At 58.2% G+C, this 20,024-nt stretch carries 20 protein-coding genes and 2 pseudogenes; 12 read left to right on the top strand and 10 right to left on the bottom strand.

All coding sequences use genetic code 11. The features are described from left to right. Positions 1-401: 401 nt before the first annotated feature. Positions 402-1,769, top strand: coding sequence for a group II intron reverse transcriptase/maturase (ltrA, locus tag NLK58_RS07525; RefSeq protein ID WP_162893738.1), 1,368 nt, complete (start codon positions 402-404; stop codon positions 1,767-1,769). A 203-nt stretch (positions 1,770-1,972) separates the two neighbouring features. After that, positions 1,973-2,644, top strand: coding sequence for an NAD-dependent epimerase/dehydratase family protein (locus NLK58_RS07520; protein ID WP_117617938.1), 672 nt, complete (start codon positions 1,973-1,975; stop codon positions 2,642-2,644). 84 nt (positions 2,645-2,728) lie between these two features. Here NLK58_RS07520 and NLK58_RS07515 read toward each other — a convergent pair whose 3' ends face one another. Then, entirely contained in the window at positions 2,729-4,399 is a 1,671-nt protein-coding gene (locus NLK58_RS07515) for a GMC family oxidoreductase (protein ID WP_117617937.1), read from the bottom strand. A 28-nt stretch (positions 4,400-4,427) separates the two neighbouring features. Next, positions 4,428-5,939: a CoA-acylating methylmalonate-semialdehyde dehydrogenase gene (locus tag NLK58_RS07510; protein ID WP_341582447.1), complete on the bottom strand. Its 1,512-nt coding sequence runs from the start codon at positions 5,937-5,939 to the stop codon at positions 4,428-4,430. Positions 5,940-6,127: 188 nt separating this feature from the next. Here NLK58_RS07510 and NLK58_RS07505 point away from each other — a divergent pair, with 188 nt between their 5' ends. Next, positions 6,128-7,039 (top strand): LysR family transcriptional regulator, encoded by a 912-nt coding sequence (locus NLK58_RS07505; RefSeq protein ID WP_341582446.1) that lies wholly within the window; start codon positions 6,128-6,130, stop codon positions 7,037-7,039. Between the two features lie 67 nt (positions 7,040-7,106). On the opposite strand, the gene NLK58_RS07500 is transcribed toward NLK58_RS07505, so the two are convergent. Together NLK58_RS07500 and NLK58_RS07495 are read right to left on the bottom strand one after the other, a co-directional pair. Continuing rightward, a complete protein-coding gene (locus NLK58_RS07500; protein WP_341582445.1) occupies positions 7,107-8,051 on the bottom strand; it encodes an alpha/beta hydrolase in 945 nt (314 codons plus the stop codon). Positions 8,052-8,208: 157 nt separating this feature from the next. Further along, the gene (locus NLK58_RS07495; protein WP_117617933.1) at positions 8,209-9,270 is read right to left on the bottom strand and encodes a PA0069 family radical SAM protein; all 1,062 of its coding nucleotides are present in this window, start codon (positions 9,268-9,270) and stop codon (positions 8,209-8,211) included. A gap of 96 nt (positions 9,271-9,366) precedes the next feature. Here NLK58_RS07495 and NLK58_RS07490 point away from each other — a divergent pair, with 96 nt between their 5' ends. Next, complete coding sequence (locus tag NLK58_RS07490) at positions 9,367-9,570, top strand: group II intron maturase-specific domain-containing protein (protein ID WP_162893692.1); 204 nt, start codon at positions 9,367-9,369, stop codon at positions 9,568-9,570. Positions 9,571-9,989: 419 nt separating this feature from the next. Continuing rightward, positions 9,990-10,289: a DNA-binding transcriptional regulator gene (locus NLK58_RS07485; RefSeq protein WP_117617931.1), complete on the top strand. Its 300-nt coding sequence runs from the start codon at positions 9,990-9,992 to the stop codon at positions 10,287-10,289. A 322-nt stretch (positions 10,290-10,611) separates the two neighbouring features. Here NLK58_RS07485 and NLK58_RS07480 read toward each other — a convergent pair whose 3' ends face one another. Then, positions 10,612-12,030 (bottom strand): hypothetical protein, encoded by a 1,419-nt coding sequence (locus NLK58_RS07480; RefSeq protein ID WP_341582444.1) that lies wholly within the window; start codon positions 12,028-12,030, stop codon positions 10,612-10,614. A gap of 7 nt (positions 12,031-12,037) precedes the next feature. Next, complete coding sequence (locus NLK58_RS07475) at positions 12,038-13,222, bottom strand: YncE family protein (protein ID WP_117617929.1); 1,185 nt, start codon at positions 13,220-13,222, stop codon at positions 12,038-12,040. Positions 13,223-13,597: 375 nt separating this feature from the next. On the opposite strand from NLK58_RS07475, the pseudogene NLK58_RS20605 reads away from it, so the two are divergent. From NLK58_RS20605 to NLK58_RS07465, 3 genes and pseudogenes are all read left to right on the top strand, one after another. Then, positions 13,598-13,723 (top strand): annotated as a pseudogene (locus tag NLK58_RS20605) (hypothetical protein); the annotation flags it as partial. Positions 13,724-13,804: 81 nt separating this feature from the next. Next, positions 13,805-14,059 (top strand): annotated as a pseudogene (locus NLK58_RS20600) (transposase); the annotation flags it as partial. A 14-nt stretch (positions 14,060-14,073) separates the two neighbouring features. Then, a complete protein-coding gene (locus tag NLK58_RS07465) occupies positions 14,074-14,331 on the top strand; it encodes a DUF2931 family protein (protein ID WP_341582443.1) in 258 nt (85 codons plus the stop codon). Positions 14,332-14,433: 102 nt separating this feature from the next. Here the strand turns inward: NLK58_RS07465 and NLK58_RS07460 are convergent, their stop codons facing one another. Together NLK58_RS07460 and NLK58_RS07455 are read right to left on the bottom strand one after the other, a co-directional pair. Next, the gene (locus tag NLK58_RS07460) at positions 14,434-14,706 is read right to left on the bottom strand and encodes a Txe/YoeB family addiction module toxin (RefSeq protein ID WP_117617927.1); all 273 of its coding nucleotides are present in this window, start codon (positions 14,704-14,706) and stop codon (positions 14,434-14,436) included. Continuing rightward, positions 14,687-14,959, bottom strand: a complete 273-nt coding sequence (locus NLK58_RS07455; protein ID WP_117617926.1) for a type II toxin-antitoxin system Phd/YefM family antitoxin — start codon at positions 14,957-14,959, stop codon at positions 14,687-14,689. Before NLK58_RS07455 ends, NLK58_RS07460 begins: the two co-directional genes overlap by 20 nt. Positions 14,960-15,155: 196 nt before the next feature. On the opposite strand from NLK58_RS07455, the gene NLK58_RS07450 reads away from it, so the two are divergent. From NLK58_RS07450 to NLK58_RS07440, 3 genes are all read left to right on the top strand, one after another. Then, positions 15,156-15,557, top strand: coding sequence for a hypothetical protein (locus tag NLK58_RS07450; protein WP_205422276.1), 402 nt, complete (start codon positions 15,156-15,158; stop codon positions 15,555-15,557). A gap of 373 nt (positions 15,558-15,930) precedes the next feature. Further along, positions 15,931-16,212 (top strand): type II toxin-antitoxin system RelE/ParE family toxin, encoded by a 282-nt coding sequence (locus NLK58_RS07445; protein ID WP_117617925.1) that lies wholly within the window; start codon positions 15,931-15,933, stop codon positions 16,210-16,212. A gap of 14 nt (positions 16,213-16,226) precedes the next feature. Beyond that, complete coding sequence (locus NLK58_RS07440) at positions 16,227-16,547, top strand: HigA family addiction module antitoxin (protein ID WP_227539468.1); 321 nt, start codon at positions 16,227-16,229, stop codon at positions 16,545-16,547. A 37-nt stretch (positions 16,548-16,584) separates the two neighbouring features. Here the strand turns inward: NLK58_RS07440 and NLK58_RS07435 are convergent, their stop codons facing one another. Further along, positions 16,585-18,462, bottom strand: coding sequence for a methyl-accepting chemotaxis protein (locus NLK58_RS07435; protein WP_117617924.1), 1,878 nt, complete (start codon positions 18,460-18,462; stop codon positions 16,585-16,587). Positions 18,463-18,559: 97 nt separating this feature from the next. On the opposite strand from NLK58_RS07435, the gene NLK58_RS07430 reads away from it, so the two are divergent. Next, positions 18,560-19,333: a TSUP family transporter gene (locus NLK58_RS07430; RefSeq protein WP_341582442.1), complete on the top strand. Its 774-nt coding sequence runs from the start codon at positions 18,560-18,562 to the stop codon at positions 19,331-19,333. Here NLK58_RS07430 and NLK58_RS07425 read toward each other — a convergent pair. Next, positions 19,330-19,995, bottom strand: coding sequence for a hypothetical protein (locus tag NLK58_RS07425; RefSeq protein WP_117617922.1), 666 nt, complete (start codon positions 19,993-19,995; stop codon positions 19,330-19,332). The genes NLK58_RS07430 and NLK58_RS07425 overlap by 4 nt on opposite strands. Positions 19,996-20,024: the final 29 nt, after the last annotated feature.

Raw genomic sequence — 20,024 nt, 5'->3', positions numbered from 1 at the left:
GGCCTTGCCCGGTGCTTTTTTAGTGCGCCCGGCATGGGCGCACTCCTGGAGGTGCAAGTCCTCCCGTAAGCTGGCCACAGCGAACGAAGTGAAGCGCAACTGCGGAAGGGCGACCAACTGTGGAGAGGAAGCGTGGAGCGTAAACCGTGAGCCGATGAACAAGAATCGGATATAAGGCGCTGCCGAGCAGGGCGAGCGGGCTAGAAGCCGCGAAGCTCTTGTGGCCAAGGCGATGCGGCGTAAATCCGGCGGTTGTGCGGTGAAGGAGTGTGTTCTTACCCGGGGATATCTCGCCTTATGCCTGAAAGGGCAACGTGGCAACACGGAGCGAGAAGTCAGCAGAGGCCATAGTAGTTTCCGGAATGGAACGAAGGGCCGAACGAGAAGGAGCGTCAAACGCCTTGTCGATGAGCATTGTACGGCATCAGATGCCCGCGCCAGCGGGGCGGGTTACGGAGCGGGAAGGTGAAGCCTTGCCAGATGTGACCAGCGATGAAACAGGACTCCCGCGACGAGAACCGGAGGGCGCAGGGCGAGGCCTGCTTGAGCAGGTATTCGCACGAGAGAATATGCAACGGGCATGGAAGCGCGTGAAGGCCAACAAGGGAGCGGCGGGTATCGACGGTCTGGACATTGCCCAGACAGCCGAACACCTGCAATGGGCCTGGCCGGATCTCCGGCAACAATTGCTGGAAGGTCGCTATCGGCCTCAGCCTGTCCGTCGGGTAGGCATCCCGAAACCGGACGGAAGTGAACGGGAACTGGGTATCCCCACCGTGACCGACCGTCTGATTCAACAGGCACTGTTGCAAGTGCTGCAACCTCTGATCGATCCAACCTTCAGCGAGCACAGCCACGGCTTCCGCCCGGGCCGTCGGGCTCAGGATGCGGTTTTGGCTGCACACCGCTATGCCCAGCAGGGCCACCACATCGTGGTGGACGTCGACCTGTCGAAGTTCTTCGACCGGGTCAACCACGACATCCTGATCGACCGTCTGAAGCCGCGTGTGAACGACACCGGAGTCATCCGGCTGGTTCGGGCGTATCTGAATGCGGGCATTATGGATGGCGGAGTCGTCATTGAGCGACACGAAGGCACGCCGCAAGGCGGGCCTCTGTCGCCTTTATTGGCGAACGTCCTGCTGGACGAGGTGGATCGGGAACTGGAGCGCCGGGGCCACTGCTTCGCCCGCTATGCCGATGACTGCAACGTCTACGTACGCAGTCAGAAAGCCGGTGAGCGAGTGATGCGACTGTTGCGTCGCTGTTACGGCAAATTGCGCTTGACGATCAACGAATCCAAAAGCGCAGTCGCCAGTGCGTTCGGTCGAAAGTTCCTCGGCTATGCCTTATGGCAGACGAGGGACGGAGACGTCCGGCGCGCGGTATCAGCCAAGGCGTTACAGGCGTTCAAGTGGAGGATCAGGCAACTGACCCGACGCAACGGAGGGCGCAGTATTGAGCAGGTGGTAGAGCAACTCCGTAGCTACCTGTTGGGATGGAAAGGGTACTTCCGGCTGGCGCAAACGCCACGCATCTGGCGGTCGCTGGATGAGTGGTTACGCCGTCGCCTAAGAGCCTTGCATCTCAAACAGTGGAAGCGGGGCAGGACCATTTACCGGGAACTGCTGCGCCTTGGCGCGAGTCCCTGGGTTGCGGAATCAGTGGCGGCCCTGAGCCGTCGCTGGTGGCATAACAGTCGGTCTGCCATTCACAACGTGCTGACGATTGCCTACTTTGATCGGTTGGGCGTGCCGCGTCTCTCGTGATACCTCAACGCCTCGAACCGCCCGGTGCGGACCCGCTTGCCGGGTGGTGTGGGAGGGGCGGAGTCTAGTGGCTCCCCCCTATCCCGATTAGGCCCAGGTGGGAAGATCTGCAACACTGTCGGCCAGTGATGTACATGGAATGATGAACTCGTTCCGGTGGGTTTTTGGTAGGATGGGGACAGGTTTATCCAGGGAAGAGTGTTATGAAAGTGATGTTATTGGGTGCCACCGGCCTGACCGGTGGCAAGGTGCTGGAGGGCTTGCTGGCTAAAGATGAAGTTTCACAGGTGATTGCACCGGTACGGCACAAACTGCCGACCCTCCACGAGAAACTGGAGCAGCATGAAATCGACTTTGACCAGCTAGCGGACCATGCGGATCTGTTCAGCGTTGATAGTATTGTCTGTTGTCTGGGCACAACCATCAAAAAGGCCGGCTCCCAGCAACAGTTCCGCAAGGTGGATCTCGGCTACCCCCTGAAGGCGGCGGAGCTCGGCAGGTCGCAGGGGGCGAGGGCCTTTATTCTGATGTCTGCCATCGGCGCGTCTTCTTCCTCCACGATTTTCTATAACCGGGTAAAGGGGGAGCTCGAGGATTCATTGAGGGAGCTCAGCTATCCCTATCTCTCCATCTACCACCCCAGCCTGCTGCTGGGGGATCGGCGAGAGCACCGAACGGCCGAGGCGCTGGGAATAAAGGCGATGCCATTGGTTAACCGACTGCTGATTGGGCCCCTGGACAAGTATCGGGGCATTGAGGCGAAGACGGTGGCCAGTGCCATGGTCAACGAAACCTGCAGCCTGGCTTCTGAACCGGTCGCAGAACGGGTGGTTCAGGTTCGGGAATACGGCGACATTGTCAGGCTGGCGGAATAAGTCTCCGGCCATATCGACAGCTGCCGACCCGACGTTTCCCGATTCCCGATTCCCGATTCCCGGGATCACCGGCTCTTGGCATTTCTATTTGCCGGCCAGGATCCAGCGGGCGGCTTTCTCCGCAATCATCAGGGTGGGGGAGTTGGTGTTGCCGCTGGTGATGGTCGGCATAACGCCGGCATCCACCACCCTCAGACCCGCCACGCCCCGGACTCGAAGATACGGATCCACCACAGCCAGCTCGTCATCGGCACGGCCCATGCGGGTGGTGCCCACCGGGTGGAAAATGGTGGTACCAATATCGCCGGCCAGTTTGGTGAGTTCGTCGTCTGTCTGGTACTGCAGGCCAGGTTTGAATTCCTCCGGCTGGTATTGCATGAAAGTGGGTTGTTCAGCGATGCGCCGCGTTACCCGCAGCGAATCCGCGGCCACTTTCCGGTCTTCCGGCGTGCTCAGGTAATTGGGGGCAATGGCCGGTGCCTGCTTCGGGTCGTTGCTGCGAATTCGCACGGTACCGCGGCTGGTTGGATTCAGGTTGCAGACGCTGGCGGTTATCGCCGGGAAATCGTGTAACGGCTGCCCGAAAGCGTCCAGGCTCAGGGGCTGGACATGGTACTCGATGTTGGCATGCCTGTGTTCCGGGGAACTGCGGGTAAACAGGCAAAGCTGTGACGGTGCCATGCTCATGGGGCCGGAGCGGGTGAGCAGGTATTCCAGGCCAATCCGGGCCTTGCCAATCAGTGAATTGGCCATGGTGTTCAGGGTGGTGACCCCTTTCACCTTGTAGACGGACCGGATCTGCAGGTGGTCCTGCAGATTATCACCCACACCGGGCAGGTCAGCCACTACATCAATCCCATGCTCGTTAAGAAGATCGGCAGGGCCGATTCCTGAGAGCTGCAACAGTTGCGGTGAGCCGATGGCGCCAGCCGAGAGAATGACTTCCCGCTGTGCCTTGGCAACGACTTCACCGTTGCCGGGCCTGTCAACACGCACGCCGGTGCAGCGGGGGCCGGTGCCGGAGGCTTCTGTTTCAAGACCAAGCACGTGCGTTGAGTGCCAGAGTGTGAGGTTGGGGCGCTTTTCCGCCTCCCTCAGAAAGGCCTTGGAGGTATTCCAGCGCCAGCCGGCTCTCTGGTTGACCTCGAAGTAGTCCACGCCTTCGTTGTCGCCCCGGTTGAAATCCCGGGTCCGGGGAATGCCGGCTTCCACGCAGGCCGTGGCGAAATCTTCCAGAACCTTCCATTTCAGGCGCTGGTGCTCCACGCGCCATTCGCCACCGTGGCCGTGGTATTTGTCGTGTTCCGGATCGGCGTCTCCGCCGTCATCCAGACGGTAATGGTCCTCGTGACGCATGAAATCCGGCAGACAGTTGTCCCAGGTCCAGGCGTCCTCGCCGGTGATCTCGGCCCATTGGTTGTAATCCCGGGCCTGGCCACGAATGTAGAGCATGCCGTTGATACTGGAACAACCTCCCAGGGTTTTGCCCCGGGGGTAGATCAGCGAACGCCCGTTAAGACCGGCGTCCGGGTCCGTGCGGAAGCACCAGTCGGTACGCGGGTTGTTGATACAGTAGAGATAGCCCACCGGAATGTGGATCCAGTGGTAGTTGTCCCGGCCACCGGCTTCGATCAGCAATACCCGGTTGGCCGGATCTGCACTAAGGCGGTTGGCGAGCAGGCAGCCGGCGGTGCCGGCACCTATCACGATGTAGTCGAACTCTTGCTGTCCCTGTGCCTTTTTGTTGTCGGACATGGCGTTTTCTCCGCAGCTCGTTCGGTCGTTATTTGGCAGTTGGCATGACAAATTCTGCACCGGCATCGATGGAATCGGACCAGCGCTGCATGATGGATTTCTGGCGTGTGTAGAACTTCACGCCTTCCTCGCCATAGGCGTGGGTGTCGCCAAACATGGAACGTTTCCAGCCACCAAAGCCGTGCCAGGCCATGGGTACCGGAATGGGTACGTTAATGCCTACCATACCTACCTGGATTCGGCGGCCGAACTCCCGGGCCACACTGCCGCTCTCTGTGAAACAGCTCACACCATTGCCGAATTCGTGGCCGTTGATCAGGCGAATGGCAGTGGCGATATCCGGTACCCGAACGCACGCCAGAACCGGTCCAAAAATTTCTTCCCGATAGATGATCATGTCCGGCGTTACCTGATCGAACAGCGAGCCGCCCATCCAGAAGCCATCTTCACAGCCTTCTCCGGTGTTTGAGGCATCAAACTCGCGGCCATCTACCACCAGCTTGGCGCCTTCGGCCACGCCCTTGTTAATGTAGCCGGTAATGCGCTGGTGCGCAGCGGCCGTGACAATCGGGCCCATCTCGGCATCGAGTTGCTCGCCGTTTTTCACGTTCAGGGTGCGGGCCCGTTCGGCCAGCCGTGGCATGATCTTGTCCGCCACATCGCCAACCAGCACCGCGACACTAATGGCCATGCAGCGCTCGCCGGCGCTGCCGTAGGCGGCGCCGATCAGGGCATCGACGGCCTTGTTCAGGTCTGCGTCGGGCATCACCACCATGTGGTTCTTTGCGCCACCGAGGGCCTGGATACGTTTGCCGTGTTTTGCCCCTTTTTCATAGAGCAGGTTGGCAATCGGGGTGGAGCCGACAAAACTCAGGGCCTGCACATCCGGGTGCTCAATTAGCGCTTCCACCGCTTCCTTGTCGCCCTGAACCACGTTGAACACGCCATCGGGAAGGCCCGCCTGACGCAGCAGATCGGCAATCATCAGCGATGCGCTCGGGTCGAGCGGGCTGGGTTTGAGTACAAAGGTGTTACCAGCAGCGATGGCGACCGGAAACATCCACATGGGCACCATGACCGGGAAGTTGAACGGGGTGACACCAGCAACCACACCGAGGGGCTGGCGGGTGGTCCAGTTATCAATGCCGGTGCTGACCTGCTCGGTGTAATCGCCTTTCAGCAACTGGGGGATGCCACAGGCAAACTCCACAATGTCGATGCCTCGGGCCACTTCACCCTGGGCGTCGGTGAAGACCTTGCCATGTTCGGCGGTGATGGCCCAGGCCAGGTCGTCCTTGTGCCTGTTCAGAAGCTCAAGAAACTTGAACATAACCCGGGCACGCCGGATCGGCGGAGTATCCGCCCATGCCGGGAAGGCAGCATCGGCGGCGGCAACGGCTGCGTCCACATCCGCACGATTGGCGAGAGCAACCTGACCGGTCACCTGACCAGTGGCCGGATTGAACACGTCCTGAGTCTGGCTTGTGGTGCCTGGTGATATTTCGCCATTGATATAATGGAGGATGGTCGCGTTGGTCATGAATGCCTCGATTTTTTCCCGTGAATCCCTCGAATGACGCCAGTTATTGAGTCTTTCAGGGCTTTCTTTCAGTATTGGTGGATATTTGACCATACAGGCTAGAGTGGATCAGGAGCCAAAGCAATTGAGATTTCTAAAAGCCAGATATAATGTAGGCTTATATCACTTTAATGAGAATGAGGCATATTATGCACCCCCTCCAGAGCTTGCGGGCGTTCGTTACGGTAGCCCGTGAGGGCAGCGTCTCCCGTGCCGCAGCCCGTCTTCACCTGACCCAGCCGGCCGTCAGCCTGAAGCTCAAACACCTGCAGGAGGAACTGGATCTGAAGCTGTTCCTGCGCAAGCCCCAGGGGCTGGCCCTCACGCCGGATGGCCAGGCCCTGTTACCTTCTGCCGAGAAAGCGCTGGCCGCCATGGCGGCGTTCGGACAGAGCGCCCGGGCACTGCACAGTACCCTGCGGGGCCGGTTGAGCATCGGCACCATTGTGGATCCCGAATTCATTCGTCTCGGGGCGTTTCTGCACCGGCTGGTGGAACGTGCACCCCAGTTGGAGACCGAACTGCGGCAGGGGATGAGCGGCAGTGTTCTGGAGCAGGTCCGTGATGGTCGCCTGGATGTCGGGTTTTTTCTGGCCCCGCCGGGTGTCGGCCCGGGTGTGCTGGCGCCCGAAGTGACCCACCGTGAACTGACCCGGTTTCATTATTATGTCGTTGCGCCGGCAGGCTGGGGGCAGAGGATTCTGTCTGCACAGTGGCCGGATCTGGCGGCCATGCCCTGGATTGTGACGCCGGAGGACTCGGTTCACCACCGGTTACTCAAGGGAACCCTGGAACCGCTGGGCCTGGCACCCCGTGGCGTCGCCCAGGTCGACCAGGAGGCCTGCATGCTGGATCTGGTTCGGGCCGGCGTCGGCCTGAGTCTTGCCAGGGATGCGCTGGCCATGGCTGAGCGCCAGGAACAGGGGCTGGTCATCGCCGAAGGGATTCAGTTGCCCTGTGCCTTGAGCTTTATCTGGCACCGTGACCGGCAGGACGAGCCTCTGATTTCAGAAGCGCTGGAAGCTCTGGCAGGGGTCTGGAATCTGTCCGCTGCGATCTAACCGAGGGTGGCATCCAGAAGCATCATGACCGAAAAGCCGCCCAGCCAGACAACATTGATTTCAGGGGTCATGGCTCAGTTTGTAGTTCCCTGTGCTGGTTGTTCAGATAATGGTTCAGCCGTTGAAACAGGTGTTCCTGAAACCGCCCTGACAGAGGGTACAGGTGGCCTGCGTCTGGCATCAGGGTCAGGTCGGCGTCGGGCAGATTGTCTGCAAGATGACGGGCATAGTCCACAGGGATGAAAGGGTCCTGTTGACCCTGGTAGACGAGGATCGGCACCTTCACGCCCTTGAGTTTGAAGCCCCAGTCTGCCAGCTCGGTCAGCAAGTCGGTGGCGATGGCCTGGCCGCCGCTTTGCAGGCACTCCAACTGGTCGCGCCGAAAGTATTCGCCTCTCAGACAAGCGCGGAGCAGGGATCTGTCCTGTTCACTTACCAAGTGCTTTGCCTCACGCATATACAGGCTGGGGTGTCGGAGGGAAATCCAGACGACCAGCCGGACGACGAGCTTCAGCAGGGCCGGGCTCAGCCGCATGAGGCCGGGGCCGGGCCATCGCGTGCCCTCAATCAGTCTGTGATGGCCGGGAAATTCGCGGAAGTGGGTGTAGCCTGAAAGGCAGACTCCGAGATCCATCCGGTCCGAGAGGGCATAGCCGCAGGCCAATGCCCGGGAGCCGCCACTGGACCAGCCTATATAGGAGAAGCGCGGCAGTTTCAGGGCGTCGATCAGCTGCCGGATATCCTCTGGATAGTTTCTGAGTGTCCGGCGCTCCCGGTAATCCGATAACCCGATCCCCGGACGGTCCGGAGTAATGATGCGGAATCCCTGGTGGCGCGCCCGCTCATGCAGGAAGTGGCCTTCCAGCCGGCAACCGGGCATGCCATGACCGAACAGTATGGGATAACCCCGGGGATCACCCAGGTCGGTGTAGGCCAGCCGCCTGCCATCCTGAAGCCGGATGTGGTGGTCGCTGTTGCCAGCAGGGACCGACGTGGGCCTTGTCGAGGTCATCAATGTATTCGCTGAGGCAATGCTCGGCGCTCAGCAGGATCCTGTCGGACGGAATATTGCCCTCCGTTGCGAACGGCAAGGACTGGCAGCCACTTGGTAAGCCGTGCCGTGGTAAGGGAAAAACGACTTGGCCCATGCATCGGTGGTCTCCATTTGATTACCACAGCCCCATTTGTTCACCGCCGGGTCGGCGGAACAGATCGCTTCGCAGGGGCGCTTCCTCATGAAGATTGAGCCCCAGGCGCCGTGCTTTCTTCGAGAACCGCTGGCGGATCAGGTCGGAATAGGGGCCTGTGCCCGTCATTCTGCGGCCAAATGCGGCGTCATAGTTTTTCCCGCCCCTCAGGTCCCGCATCCGGTTCATTACGTGTTCCGCCCGCTGTGGGAAGTGCCGGTGCAACCAGTCCTGGAGCAGTTCGTCCAGTTCGTGAGGTAAACGTAGCATAATCCAGCTGGCCCGGGTTGCCCCGGCCTTGGCTGCAGCCTCAAGAATTGCCTCGATCTCATGATCGTTAATGAACGGTATGACAGGCCCCAGAATAATGCCGGTCGGAACCCCCGCTTCCGAGAGTTGCCTGATTATTTTCAGCCGGGTTGCCGGAGCGGCGGTTCTGGGCTCCATTCGACGTTTCAGGTCGTTGCTCAGGGTGGTCAGGCTCACGCGCACCGAGCAGAGACCCTCGCTGGCAAGGCGGGAGAGTAAATCGAGGTCCCGCAGGATCAGGGCTCCTTTGGTGATGATTGAAACCGGATGTCGGTACTCCAGCAGCACCTCCAGTATCTGGCGGGTGATCTTCTGGTCCCGTTCAAGGGGTTGGTAGGCGTCGGTATTCATGCCCAGGGCAATGGGCGAAACCCGGTAACCGGGCCGGTCCAGCTCTTCCCGGAGCTTGCCGGCGGCGTTGGGCTTGGCGATCAGGCGGGTTTCGAAATCCAGGCCCGGAGACATGTCCCAGTACGCGTGGGTCGGCCGGGCAAAACAATAGATGCAGGCATGCTCGCACCCCCGGTAGGGGTTGATCGACTGGTCAAAGGGTACATCCGGCGACGTATTGCGGCTGATGATTGACCGGACGTTTTCATAGACCACTTCGGTCGCCAGGGTGTCCGGGTTCAGCTCATCCTCCGGATCCTGATACCAGCCATCATCACACTGGCGATCCGTGACAATGGGTTGGAAGCGATTGTGAGGATTCAGGCCGGTGGCACGAGTTTTCATAGGCATACCCGATACTGTTTAAATGTGGCTATGTTGGCTTCTTCTGCTGGCACGCCTCAACAATACTGTATATTATACTGTATAAACAGTCCTTCGATGCAGACGGTAATTGATGAGTTAGCGGTGTACCTGAGGGGCTGGAAAGGCTACTACGGTTTTGCGCAAGTGAAATCGCCGATCCAGGACCTGGAGAAATGGGTGCGGCGCAAGCTTTGCCCCGACAGTATTTCCTGTCGCTGGGGCTGCCGGACCTTGTGGATCGCTGAACAACTCAATCAACCGAACCGCCGTGGTACGTGATCCGTATGCCCGGTGGTGTGGGGGGAGCGGGGCCGTGAGGCCTCGCCCTATCCCGATTAACCCTTTTTGACTCCAATCTTGCAAAACTCCGTCAATGACGTATATTTGTTGGCATGCTTACCATTATCGAAACCCTACATTTGAAGCGGACGCCAGAAAAATCTGGACTGAGGAGGAGCGAAGCGCTTTCTTTGCTTGGCTGGCAGCCAGTCCAGAAATTGGCGACCCCATCCCAGGTAGCGGAGGGTGTAGAAAGGTTCGTTGGTCGGTAGCGGGTTCAGGGAAGCGTGGTGGGGTGCGAGTTATTTACTTCACCAAGCTGGCAAATGGTGAGATCTGGTTGTTGGTGATCTACAAAAAGGCCGTCAGGGGCAACATACCCGCTCATATCCTGAAGTCGATTCGTGAGGTATTGGAAAATGAGTAACAAGACTTTGAGTGCAGAGGAGCTTGGCAACAAGCTACTCCAGTCCGTCAAAGAAATGAAAGCGGGTAAAGCCGCACGAACCAGTCGTGTAGAACCTAATGAGGTGGCAGAAGCACGGGGTAAAACTGGTCTGACCCAGATAGAGTTTGCTGAGGTATTGCATATTTCTGCGCGTACTTTGCAGGAATGGGAGCAAGGCCGACGTAAACCCTCTGGGCCAGCAAAAGCGCTCATCGAGATTGCTTTCCGCCATCCCGAGGTCATCCGGGAAGACCTCGAACTCCGGGGTTAACAAGCGGCTGTTGTCGGACGCGCCTACGTTGCGCTCCGGCACGCCGCAAAGCCGAGCGTTGAGGCTGTTGAAAAACCGAAAATCCCATCCCGGTTTGTTAGGATCAGGCAAACAGACAAGGAGCCGTCGGAATGCCCCGCTTCAAGCACTACAACTACGATCAGGACGCTATGGTTGTGATGACCTGCACCACTCCTTTTCAAAGCCCCTGTAACCCGCGTTCGACAGTCCAGAAACCACACGATTGAACTCCTCGCAGAAAAAAAGCCGGGGCATTTCCAGTTAAACCTCGGCCGGTTGCGGAATCAAGCTTATGTTCTAATCACTTCGTGATTGGCTGTGAGAGGATCCACAGGCTCAGCACCGTCAATCCGACCATGGCAATGGTCATCGGGATCTGCGAAAGCGCCGCCCGCCGCGAGTCTTTGAAGAGCTGGAGTGCGCGCCGGTGCGCGACCAGGACGGAAAGCACGTGCCCCGCGATCAGGGCCGTGAAGCCGATCCACCAGATCTGCCTTGCTCCGATCACGCTGATGTTGATGGACCAGTTCTGCGTACCGAAGACGTCCCACCCCAGGCCGAAAGGGTCGGAGGCGGCAGGGAAGACCAGCTGTCCGGCGATCAGGAGGTACGAGATATAGTGCGAAAGGTGATAGGCGACTGCGATAGGCAGGAGCGTACCGACGAAGGCTCGCGCGAGCTGACCGATCGTGAGCCTGGCGCCGGCCAGCATTCGCATCAGTAAGATTAACAGCAAGTAGGCGCCATAAAAGCCGGCAATGGTCGCCAAGAGCCCGATGGTGCGAATCACCTGGATCAAATCCGCGCCCTGGGCGCGCAGCCAGAGCAGCGCCGGGCGCAGAGATTGCGAGTCGCTCACGAAATCCAGCACCGCGGCCCAGACCGGAGTCTCGGACAAGCCGTCAAAGAGCACAATCCCGATGAGCCCGGTGACCAGCGCCACCTCGCCACGGATCGGCTCTGACCTGTTCAGCAATCCCTCCCCCGGTGGGCGCAAGCGCAGGGCCTTGCGGCTGACCACCGAGAGCGGCGCAACCCGGCCAAGCACCTCAAAAATGCGGCTTAGCGGATCTGCCACACAGAACCACTGTAGCCCGAAGGCTAGCCCGCCGAGGAGCGCGACCACGAGATAGGCGGTCACCAGCAGGCCCACCGCATGCGGATCTTCTGACCAGTCAGATATCAGCTCAATCCAGGCGATCGCCAGCAGCCCTGCCGGCGCCAGCAGGCCGAAAGCTGACGGTAGGTTGGCCGCACTGTCGGTCCACGGCCGTCCGGTTCCCCACACCGAGAACGCCGCAAGCCTGCGAAATGGGTCGATCTGCGGCCAGAGGCAGACCACCAGGGCCGAGAAGAGCACGAACCCGACCCACCAGATCACCCAGACCCAGACGGTCGCGAAATTGCGCACGGCCTCCTGCGGCCCGGAGAATGCCGCACCGAGCAGGACGGCCAGCCCAAGCACGCCAACAATACCCAGCGCTGTCGAAAATGCGCGGCGAACTTTGGCGGGTATCGGGATGTCCAGATGCAGAGGGCGCGCCCGCCCGACACGGAGGAAGAGCAGTGCGCCGAGAAACGAGACCGCCACCGCTATCCCCGCGGCGGCAAGATACATGCCGAGCGGCAGCGGCAGGTCGTAGCGCGCGCCGAAGGCATGGGCCTGGGCCTGGAACGGTGCGAGAACCAGCGAGGCTGCCAGCGCAGCCCCCCAGTGCATCACCTGCCTAGTGTCCGGCTAGGTGGTTCCACTCCGGCAGGAGCGTGAGCGAGTTCGGGTTGAACCCGGCATTCTTGAGGGTGTCCATCGAGGCGACCACCTCGCCGCTCTCGAGATCCACCACCGAGACCGAGCCGTCCCTCATGTCCGGCAGGTTGATGAACGAGTTCTGGACGAATCCGTACCTGAAGTCAGGCGTGAACCCAACATGGTGTGCGCCGTCGGCCGTGACGACCTGCTTCAGCAGCTTCGGCTTCGTTGGGCCTTCCGAGATGTCGAAGATATGCAGGTGACCCGGCTTCATCGCCGTCGTAACGTACATGCGATCGGGGTTCGTGTCGTCGTTGAAGTAGATTTCCAGCGGCACAGCGGCGCCATGCTCTGCGAAGTTGAAGATCGTCTCGCGAATGAAGTCCTGCGCGCCCTCATCCCAGACCAGCGCCTCGAGCGTATGCCCGAACATGTTGGTCACGATCGCCGTCGCCGGCTCGGCACCAGGCACGAAGAACACCTCGACGGGCGCGACCTTGGAGGGCGACTCGGCATCCGACATCTTGATCTTGCCGAGCGGCTTGAGGTCGGAGGCTCGCACCACCGAGATAAACTCGTCCGGGCTGGTCAGGTCCGCCGTGATGGTAGAGGTGACCAGGATGCGGTCGATAGCACTGTTGATGGCGAGACCATGCGGGTAGGTGCCCGGCAACTCAATCTCGCCTAACACTTCGTCGCTCGCTACATCGCCGACGATCACCTTGGCGGAGCCCATGCAGGTCAGATACCAGCGCTCGTTCGCTTCGTCGAGGATGACGTCCTCGGCCACGTTGCACGGTGGCGTTTCGACCGTGGAGAGACGGTAGGGGTTCGTCGTGAGATCAAGAACCTGAAGCGCAGGCTGTTGCAGGCCGGTGATGTAGGCCTTGCTCATCGTTCGGTCGTAGAAGATGTGATGCGCGACCGTCGCGGGGTCTATCGGGATATCCGAGACGATCTTACCGAAATTGGGGCTCTCTGGATCGACATCGATGATCGCCAGACCCTCGCGCCGAGTTGTGTCACCCGATAATTTTAGGCTTTTGAGCTGGTCTGCCGGTTTACTTTCGTAATTCATGACGGCCAGGATTTCCGCCGTCGCCGTGCCGATAGGGATGAACGTTGCCAAGGCAGCAAACGTCCAGTGGATTGCGGTTTTCATGGGATGCCCTCCTGACTGGGGCACGACCAACCTGAGACAACCCCAGGCAGTCTCATAGAAGGGTATAGCTCACGCTGTATGGGAAAGCAAAGCAAAGCAGTAACTATTCAGCTCATTCTCAGAAAAAAGTTCTTGACAGGGTTTTTGCCCGGTTTTGCAGAACTTCACCCACACTCGCCCCATTGCCGTAACATCGCGCTCAACCCCCCTGTTCTTCCTTCATTGCGGTCTTGAGCTGCCATACATCCCCGAGCGTGCCGGCAACGAAAAGATCGTTCAAAACGGCCCTCAGGAGGAAAAATCCAGCCTGAAAAAGTCGTGCGATAATAGCCCATCACTCGACGGTACTCAGGTTCATGAAGATCAGCAACATCGATGTTGACGCCGTCTTGGCGGGCGTCAATCGAGCTGCTGATGGTGCTGATCCAGATTCTGACCGGTCGGATCAACACCAACAGTGCCAACAGCAGCAAGCCCCCCTCCCAGGATCCCAACCGACTCAAGAAGAGCCGGCCCAAAAGCGAGCGCAAGCCGGGCGGACAGCCGGGCCGTATCGGCAAGACGCTGCAACCGGTGGAGGATCCGGCGGTACCCTTCACCAACAACCAGGGTGAGCGGGATATCCGTATGCTCAAGGTGCAGCAGAAAGTATCCGGCGGCTTCCGTTCAATCGAAGGCGCGGAGATCTTCTGCCGAGTGCGCAGCTATCTGTCCACGGCGCGCAAGCAGCAGCTGACGGCCTCCGATGCGCTGATGTCCCTGTTCGAGGGGCGTATGCCGGCCTTCATGACGGCGCGACCAGATAATGATCAGAACGTTTTAAATGAAACCGACTGAATAGTTACAAAAAGATGAAGGAAGTTGCACCTTTTGAAAGCTTTGGAGAGATAGTGGAATACCCTCGGGATGCCTTGGTTTTTGGTCTGGCACCGGGCGGAACCGTCGTAGTGTGGATTATGAACCGGAGCGAGAATGCGATTGAGGCAGGACGGTACGAGGCCGGGCCTTACAACAACGAGAAGTCGAGCTATTCTCAATGGGTAGATGAATACTTAGAGAAAGAAGGTGAGCACCTTCGGGATAATGGGATCAAGCTGAATGGGTGGTAGGTACTCGTCCCGATAGTTTGGAAGTTAGTCACCACATAACCCATTCACCGGATGCCAAAACCTCCGCTTCGCCGCGGATTTGTCACCGGTGATGGCGGGCGGTTAGAGCTGGTCGTAGTGCCCTCCAATGGCGAAAACATAAATGGATTTGTCGTCGAATCGGTATATGAGCCTGTCTTTCTGTGAGATGCGCCTTGACCACAAGCCTGATAAGTTGTGCTTAAGCGGTTCAGGTTTTCCGATGCCCGTTGACGGGTCGTCAGAGCGGAGCATTTCTTTCAGCAGTTTGCAGAGTGCTTCGTGCAGCTTTTTGTCTTTCTCTCGCATCTTTTCATAGGCTTCCCAGGTGCTGCCCTCAAATACCAGTGATCTCATTCATCTGCTCATCATTAGGTGTGTATCCTTGGCCGCGGCCGTGAGTATCGAGGGAGGCCGCGATTTGTTGCATCAGGTCTCGGTTTTGAAGAACATGCAGGGTTTCTTGTTCTCTTTCCCAGTCCTCAGCACTCATAATCACGAAAGCCTCTCCGGCGCGACGCGTCACCTTGAGGGGTTCGTGCCTACTAATAACCTGTTCTACAAGGCTTTTCAGGTTGTCTCTGAATTTGTTTACACTGATGATATCCATAACTCCACCATTATGTACGGAAAGCCCGTACAACTATATCGTAATGGCCCTGACAAGGCCAGTCACGGCGACGTCTACTACATTCTACATTGCGGCTTCGCCTCCATTCCGTTGCCGCTCGGGACATGGCCCTACATAATGGCCTTGCCGATTTGGAATGAGAACTAATTGAGAATTAATAGTGGAGGAAGCTGCGATGAAAACAATCAGGCTACTCAGTATTACTGCGATTTTTCTCGGCGCCCTTCTTGTAGGGCCTGCCCTGGCCGAAGATTCGGAAAATAGAAAGGAGCTTAAGCGGATTGACCTTTCTGGTTCGCCCGGGATGGAGGTGATATCGTCAATTAGTGAATACAAACCCGGCGAGGTTGTCGGGCGCCATTTCCATCACGGAGTCGAATCAGGTTATTTCGTTCAGGGTGGAATGATCCAGCTACCCGGTAAAGATCCAATTAAGATTCCTACCGGCGCGCCCATCATAAACGAGCGTGGCGTACCTCATGCTGGATTCAAAGTGGTTGGCGACATGCCGTTAAAAATCTTCACAGTGCATATAGTCGACAAAGGAAAGCCGCTGTACGAATGGGTTGATAAATAGGTGCGTTACTTTAGTGATGACTGATCACTCACCATTTTGGCACGTAGATGCCGGTGAGGTGAGGAGGAGTCCAATCCATTGCTTACGTCGCAGTGCTGTTGGATGTCCACGAGTACGAGAGTATGCAAGAGCGTTTGGAGGTGCTCGAAGAGGCTTACAGTGCCAAAGACCAGATTGATATTCTAACTGTGCGGCGCAGGAGCCAACTGTTGCGGATGTCTGAGCTTGATGAAGGCGAAACATAACCTGCGGCGGCTGCACGGCGACCGATTTTCCGCCGCTTTGCCGCTCCAAACCGGCGCGTGAGCCGGGCGTTACGCAGGCGTATCTCACCTTGTTGACACGCGTCACGTGACGCAATACGCTTTAATGCATGATCAAATCCTTCGCTGACAAACGAACTCAAGAGCTGTACTCCAAAGGTAAGTCAAAAAGGTTTCCTGCGGATATCGCTCCGAGAGCTGCCAGAAAACTTGAATACGTCAATCTGGCTGAACAGCTGGAGGACTTGAAAGTGCCGCCCGGCAATCGCCTTCACCCACCTTGCGGAAAGAGGCATGGGCAGCACTCGATTGCAATAAATGATCAGTGGCGTATCTGTTTTCGTTTTGACGATGGCGATGCGTACGAGGTCGAAGTGAGTGACTACCACTGAGTGAGGTGATGACTATGGCTATTCCTATTTCTAACACTACCGGCATGCAGCGCAAGCCGACCCATCCTGGTGAAATGCTGAGAGAGGATTTTTTGCCGGACTATGATCTGACGGTTACAGGGCTGGCTGAGTCTCTGGGTGTCTCTCGTCAGTCAGTTAATGAACTGTTGCGTGAACGCCGTGCTGTCAGCCCTGAAATGGCACTTCGGCTGGCACGTTTGTTTGGCAACTCTCCAGAGTTTTGGCTGAATGCACAGCGCGCTGTTGATTTGTGGACGGCGGCTCAATCGGTCAAGGAGGAGGTTAGTCGGATTAAGCCGTTGCATGCTGCATAACCAGGCTGTGCAACCAGAGCTATCCTCCGTTGGCCTGTTACAGCCGGAACCCCTGCGATGCCTGGGTCAGTGACGTTACCTGCGTAGACAGTCGCGCAATGTGGGCATTGAGTTTCTGGCGAATGTCCGAGGTTTCCCGGGTGTGGCCATGAATCTGCTCGACCTTCTGTGCAATCTCTTCCGTTGTGGTTGAAATTCCCTCAACCGAAGAAACTACCTGATTCATATCCCCGGCCAGCTGGCGGATGGAGCCGGTGATCTGCTCGATCGAATGAGCCGCTTCTCTGGAGCTTTCTTCGCCGTTGCCAGCGGAATCCAGCCCTTCCTTCATGAGGGTGGTAATGGCCGAGGTTTCCCGGTTCAGTGAGTCCACGATCTCGGCAATGCCATTGGTGGCGGAAACCGTCTTTTCCGCCAGAGACCGGACTTCATCGGCGACCACGGAGAAGCCGCGCCCGGCTTCCCCGGCCCTCGCTGCTTCGATGGCCGCATTGAGGGCAAGCAGGTTTGTCTGTTCCGCCAGGCCGTTGATCACGCCGACGATTGAGTTGACCTTCTCACCGGTCTTGCTCAGTTGGCCGACCTGATCGTGGGTTTTCTGGATCCGCTCGGCCAGTTCGCTCATGATTTTTGCGCTGCGCCTGACAACCCCGGCGCCGGAATGGGCAGCGTCGTTGGCGTTCTGGACGGCTTCGTTGACCGACTGGGTGTACTGGGCGATGTCCACCGCAGTGTGGGAAATTTCCTGAACTGCGGTGGCGGTCTGCTCGGTTTCATCTTCAACCTGCTCACCATTGCGCCCCATCTGATCGACCAGCGCGTCCAGCTCAACCTGAAGACTGGAGAGTGTCTGGTTGCCTTCAACTACCTGGCCTATTACGCGGGACACATCGTCCAGCATCTTGTTGGCGGCCTGGCCCAGCCGGCTGAACTCATCATTCGGATTTTTGCCCGGTTCGAGCCGCTGGCTGAGATCGCCCCCGGCGACATGGGTGAGCAGGTGCACGGCGTCATTGAGTCGTTTTACCAGAGTTCTGGAGGCGGCTGTCAGTGTAAGCACCAGAATGACCAGCACGGCGGCTGCGGTCATAATGATCAGCCAGGTAGAGGAAGTCCGGGCTTCCTCGGCGCGCTCGCTGGTGGCGACGATAAGCCCGCGCCGGAGCAGATTGTTCTGCTCGGTGATCAGACTGCGAATGCTGGCACCGGCGTCTGCCAGCTGGTTTTCGATAGTGGACAGTGAGGCGATAAGCTCCCCGGCCCGGGTAAATGCGTCATCGAATGCCTGTACGGCCTTACCGATGTCTATTTCCTGCCACTCCATGTCCCGGACAGTAGCCTGCATTCGCTCAAGTGCCTCGCGGGTCGCCTGGGCGTAGGAGGCGTCGAAAGTGGAGAGATAATCCCGATAGGTGGACGAAATGGTATTGATGTCGTCGTTGAAGATCGAGATGCTGATCTTCCGCAGGCCATCGTCGATGGCCCGGGACATTTTCGCCCTTAGCCCGTCGGCGGCGGTCAGGCCCAGTTGCCGGTTCAGGGCCAGCCATTCGGTCCGAAGTCGGGTATACTCCGCAACCTGCTGGCGGATTTTTTGAGCAGCGATATTGATAGCGTCATCCGACAGGGCGCCGGCGGATTCGCTGAGCGCTGATGCCTGTTCGGACAGGGACTCAAGTTGCTCCTGGTAGCTATCAACCTGTTCCGGCGCAAGACTCTCGCTCAGCCTTTCGAGCGCGAGCCAGCTGTTCAGCAGGGTAAGGGAAGCGGATTCATAGGACCTGGCCTGTCCGCGTGCTTCATAGGCATCCGACACCTTGCCGAGCCCGCTCAGGGACGCCATGGTGGCAATCGCCAGCCCGATCAGTGTGGCAACAATCAACAGCATAAACTTCTGTTTCCAGGACAGGGCCATTAACTAACATCCTCCGCTTGCTATTGTTTTTCTTCGCAACTACCAGAGCTTAGATCAGTTTCGGAAAAAGGCCGGTCCATTTTTCAACAGGGATTCCATGTCAGACCTCGCAAACTATCACTATCTGCTGATTGCCCTTATTTTTGTCTGGAGCGGCTTTGTCCGGTCCGGGCTGGGATTTGGTGGTGCCGTCCTATCTTTACCGTTTCTTCTGCTGGTTCTTGATGAGCCGTTGGTGTTTCTCCCAATTATCGCGGTTCATCTGCTGGTATTTTCATCCCTGACCATCTGGATGAATAATCGCACCAGAGCCGGGCAGCCTCGTGACACAGCTGCCGGAACCGTTGACTGGCAGTACCTGTGGCGGATCCTCGGGATCATGATCGTGCCCAAGCTGATTGGCGTGTTCGGCCTGATCACCATGCCTTCCGATATTCTCAGTGCCATCATCTTCGTGATCGTCGCGCTCTATTCGGTGTCCTATATCATCAACCGGCCGTTCCGCAGCGGTAGTAAAACCGTCGATACGGTGTTTCTGATGGTGGGGGGCTACATCAGTGGCACGTCCCTGATCGGGGCGCCGCTGATTATCGCGGTCGCCGCACAGCACCTGCCGAAGGAGAAGCTCCGTGACACGCTGTTTGCACTCTGGTTCATTCTGGTACTGATCAAAATGACAGCATTCGTCTGGGCCGGCGTGGATCTCCAGCTTATCCACCATCTCTGGCTGTTGCCCTGCGCAGCCGTGGGCCACGTGATCGGTCTCTATGCCCACGACCGCATTCTCCGGGCCGAGACGCCGGTTTTCTTCCGTATGCTCGGAGCTGTGCTGCTCCTGGTGAGCAGCGTCGGGATTGTCAGCGTCCTTTAGCCTGCGCGCCCGAATACCCGTTCAAAGAATCCGGCCTCACGAACGTCTGGTATCGGCAGGTTGTCCACTTCTTCCAGGGCCCGGCGCCAGAACTTCTCGGGGTCATCCAGTTGCGCCACTTTCGCACGCTCATCGGGGCTGTAGTGGTTGTGTTCACCGGCTATACCCTCGGCCATGAGCTCCTGGGTCCAGAGGTAGATCGCTCCCCGGATAGTCCTCAGCAGGCGGCAGTAGACGTCCCGGCTGAGATTGATGGCCAGTTCGGCAGTAAGATTGATCTGTTTCTGGAGGACTGCCATGTCTTCTTTGGCCAGCAGTACGCGATTGCCACTGCCCTTCTTGCAATTGACACACACTTTCTCAAGGGCTTTCACGCCCTCAAGCAGGTCCGTGTAACCGAACTCTTTCTTTTGCTGATCCTCCATCGGTGCGGGAATCCAGCCATACTGGGGAGACTTGGCAACGATATGTCCATGCAATTGCCGCCGATAGGGCGGGGCGGCCTCCAGGTCCTGATAGCCATCAAATTCGGTACGCAGCCACGCCGCCATTTTCCGGTGTCGAAGCATCATGGCCAGGGTAATGGCAGAGGGCATGATTTCTTCAAGCAGCTCGGCGGAATCCCGCGTCCGCTCGTCGAGGTGGTTAACGGATGTTGACATTTTTCCTCCTCAACAACGGGGTCCCTGGT

The sequence above is a fragment of the Marinobacter metalliresistant genome, assembly GCF_038098645.1.
In the GTDB taxonomy this organism is placed as follows: Bacteria; Pseudomonadota; Gammaproteobacteria; order Pseudomonadales; family Oleiphilaceae; genus Marinobacter; species Marinobacter metalliresistant.
Note: the sequence above shows the minus strand (reverse complement) of the source record. Positions and strands in the feature narration are given on the sequence as shown.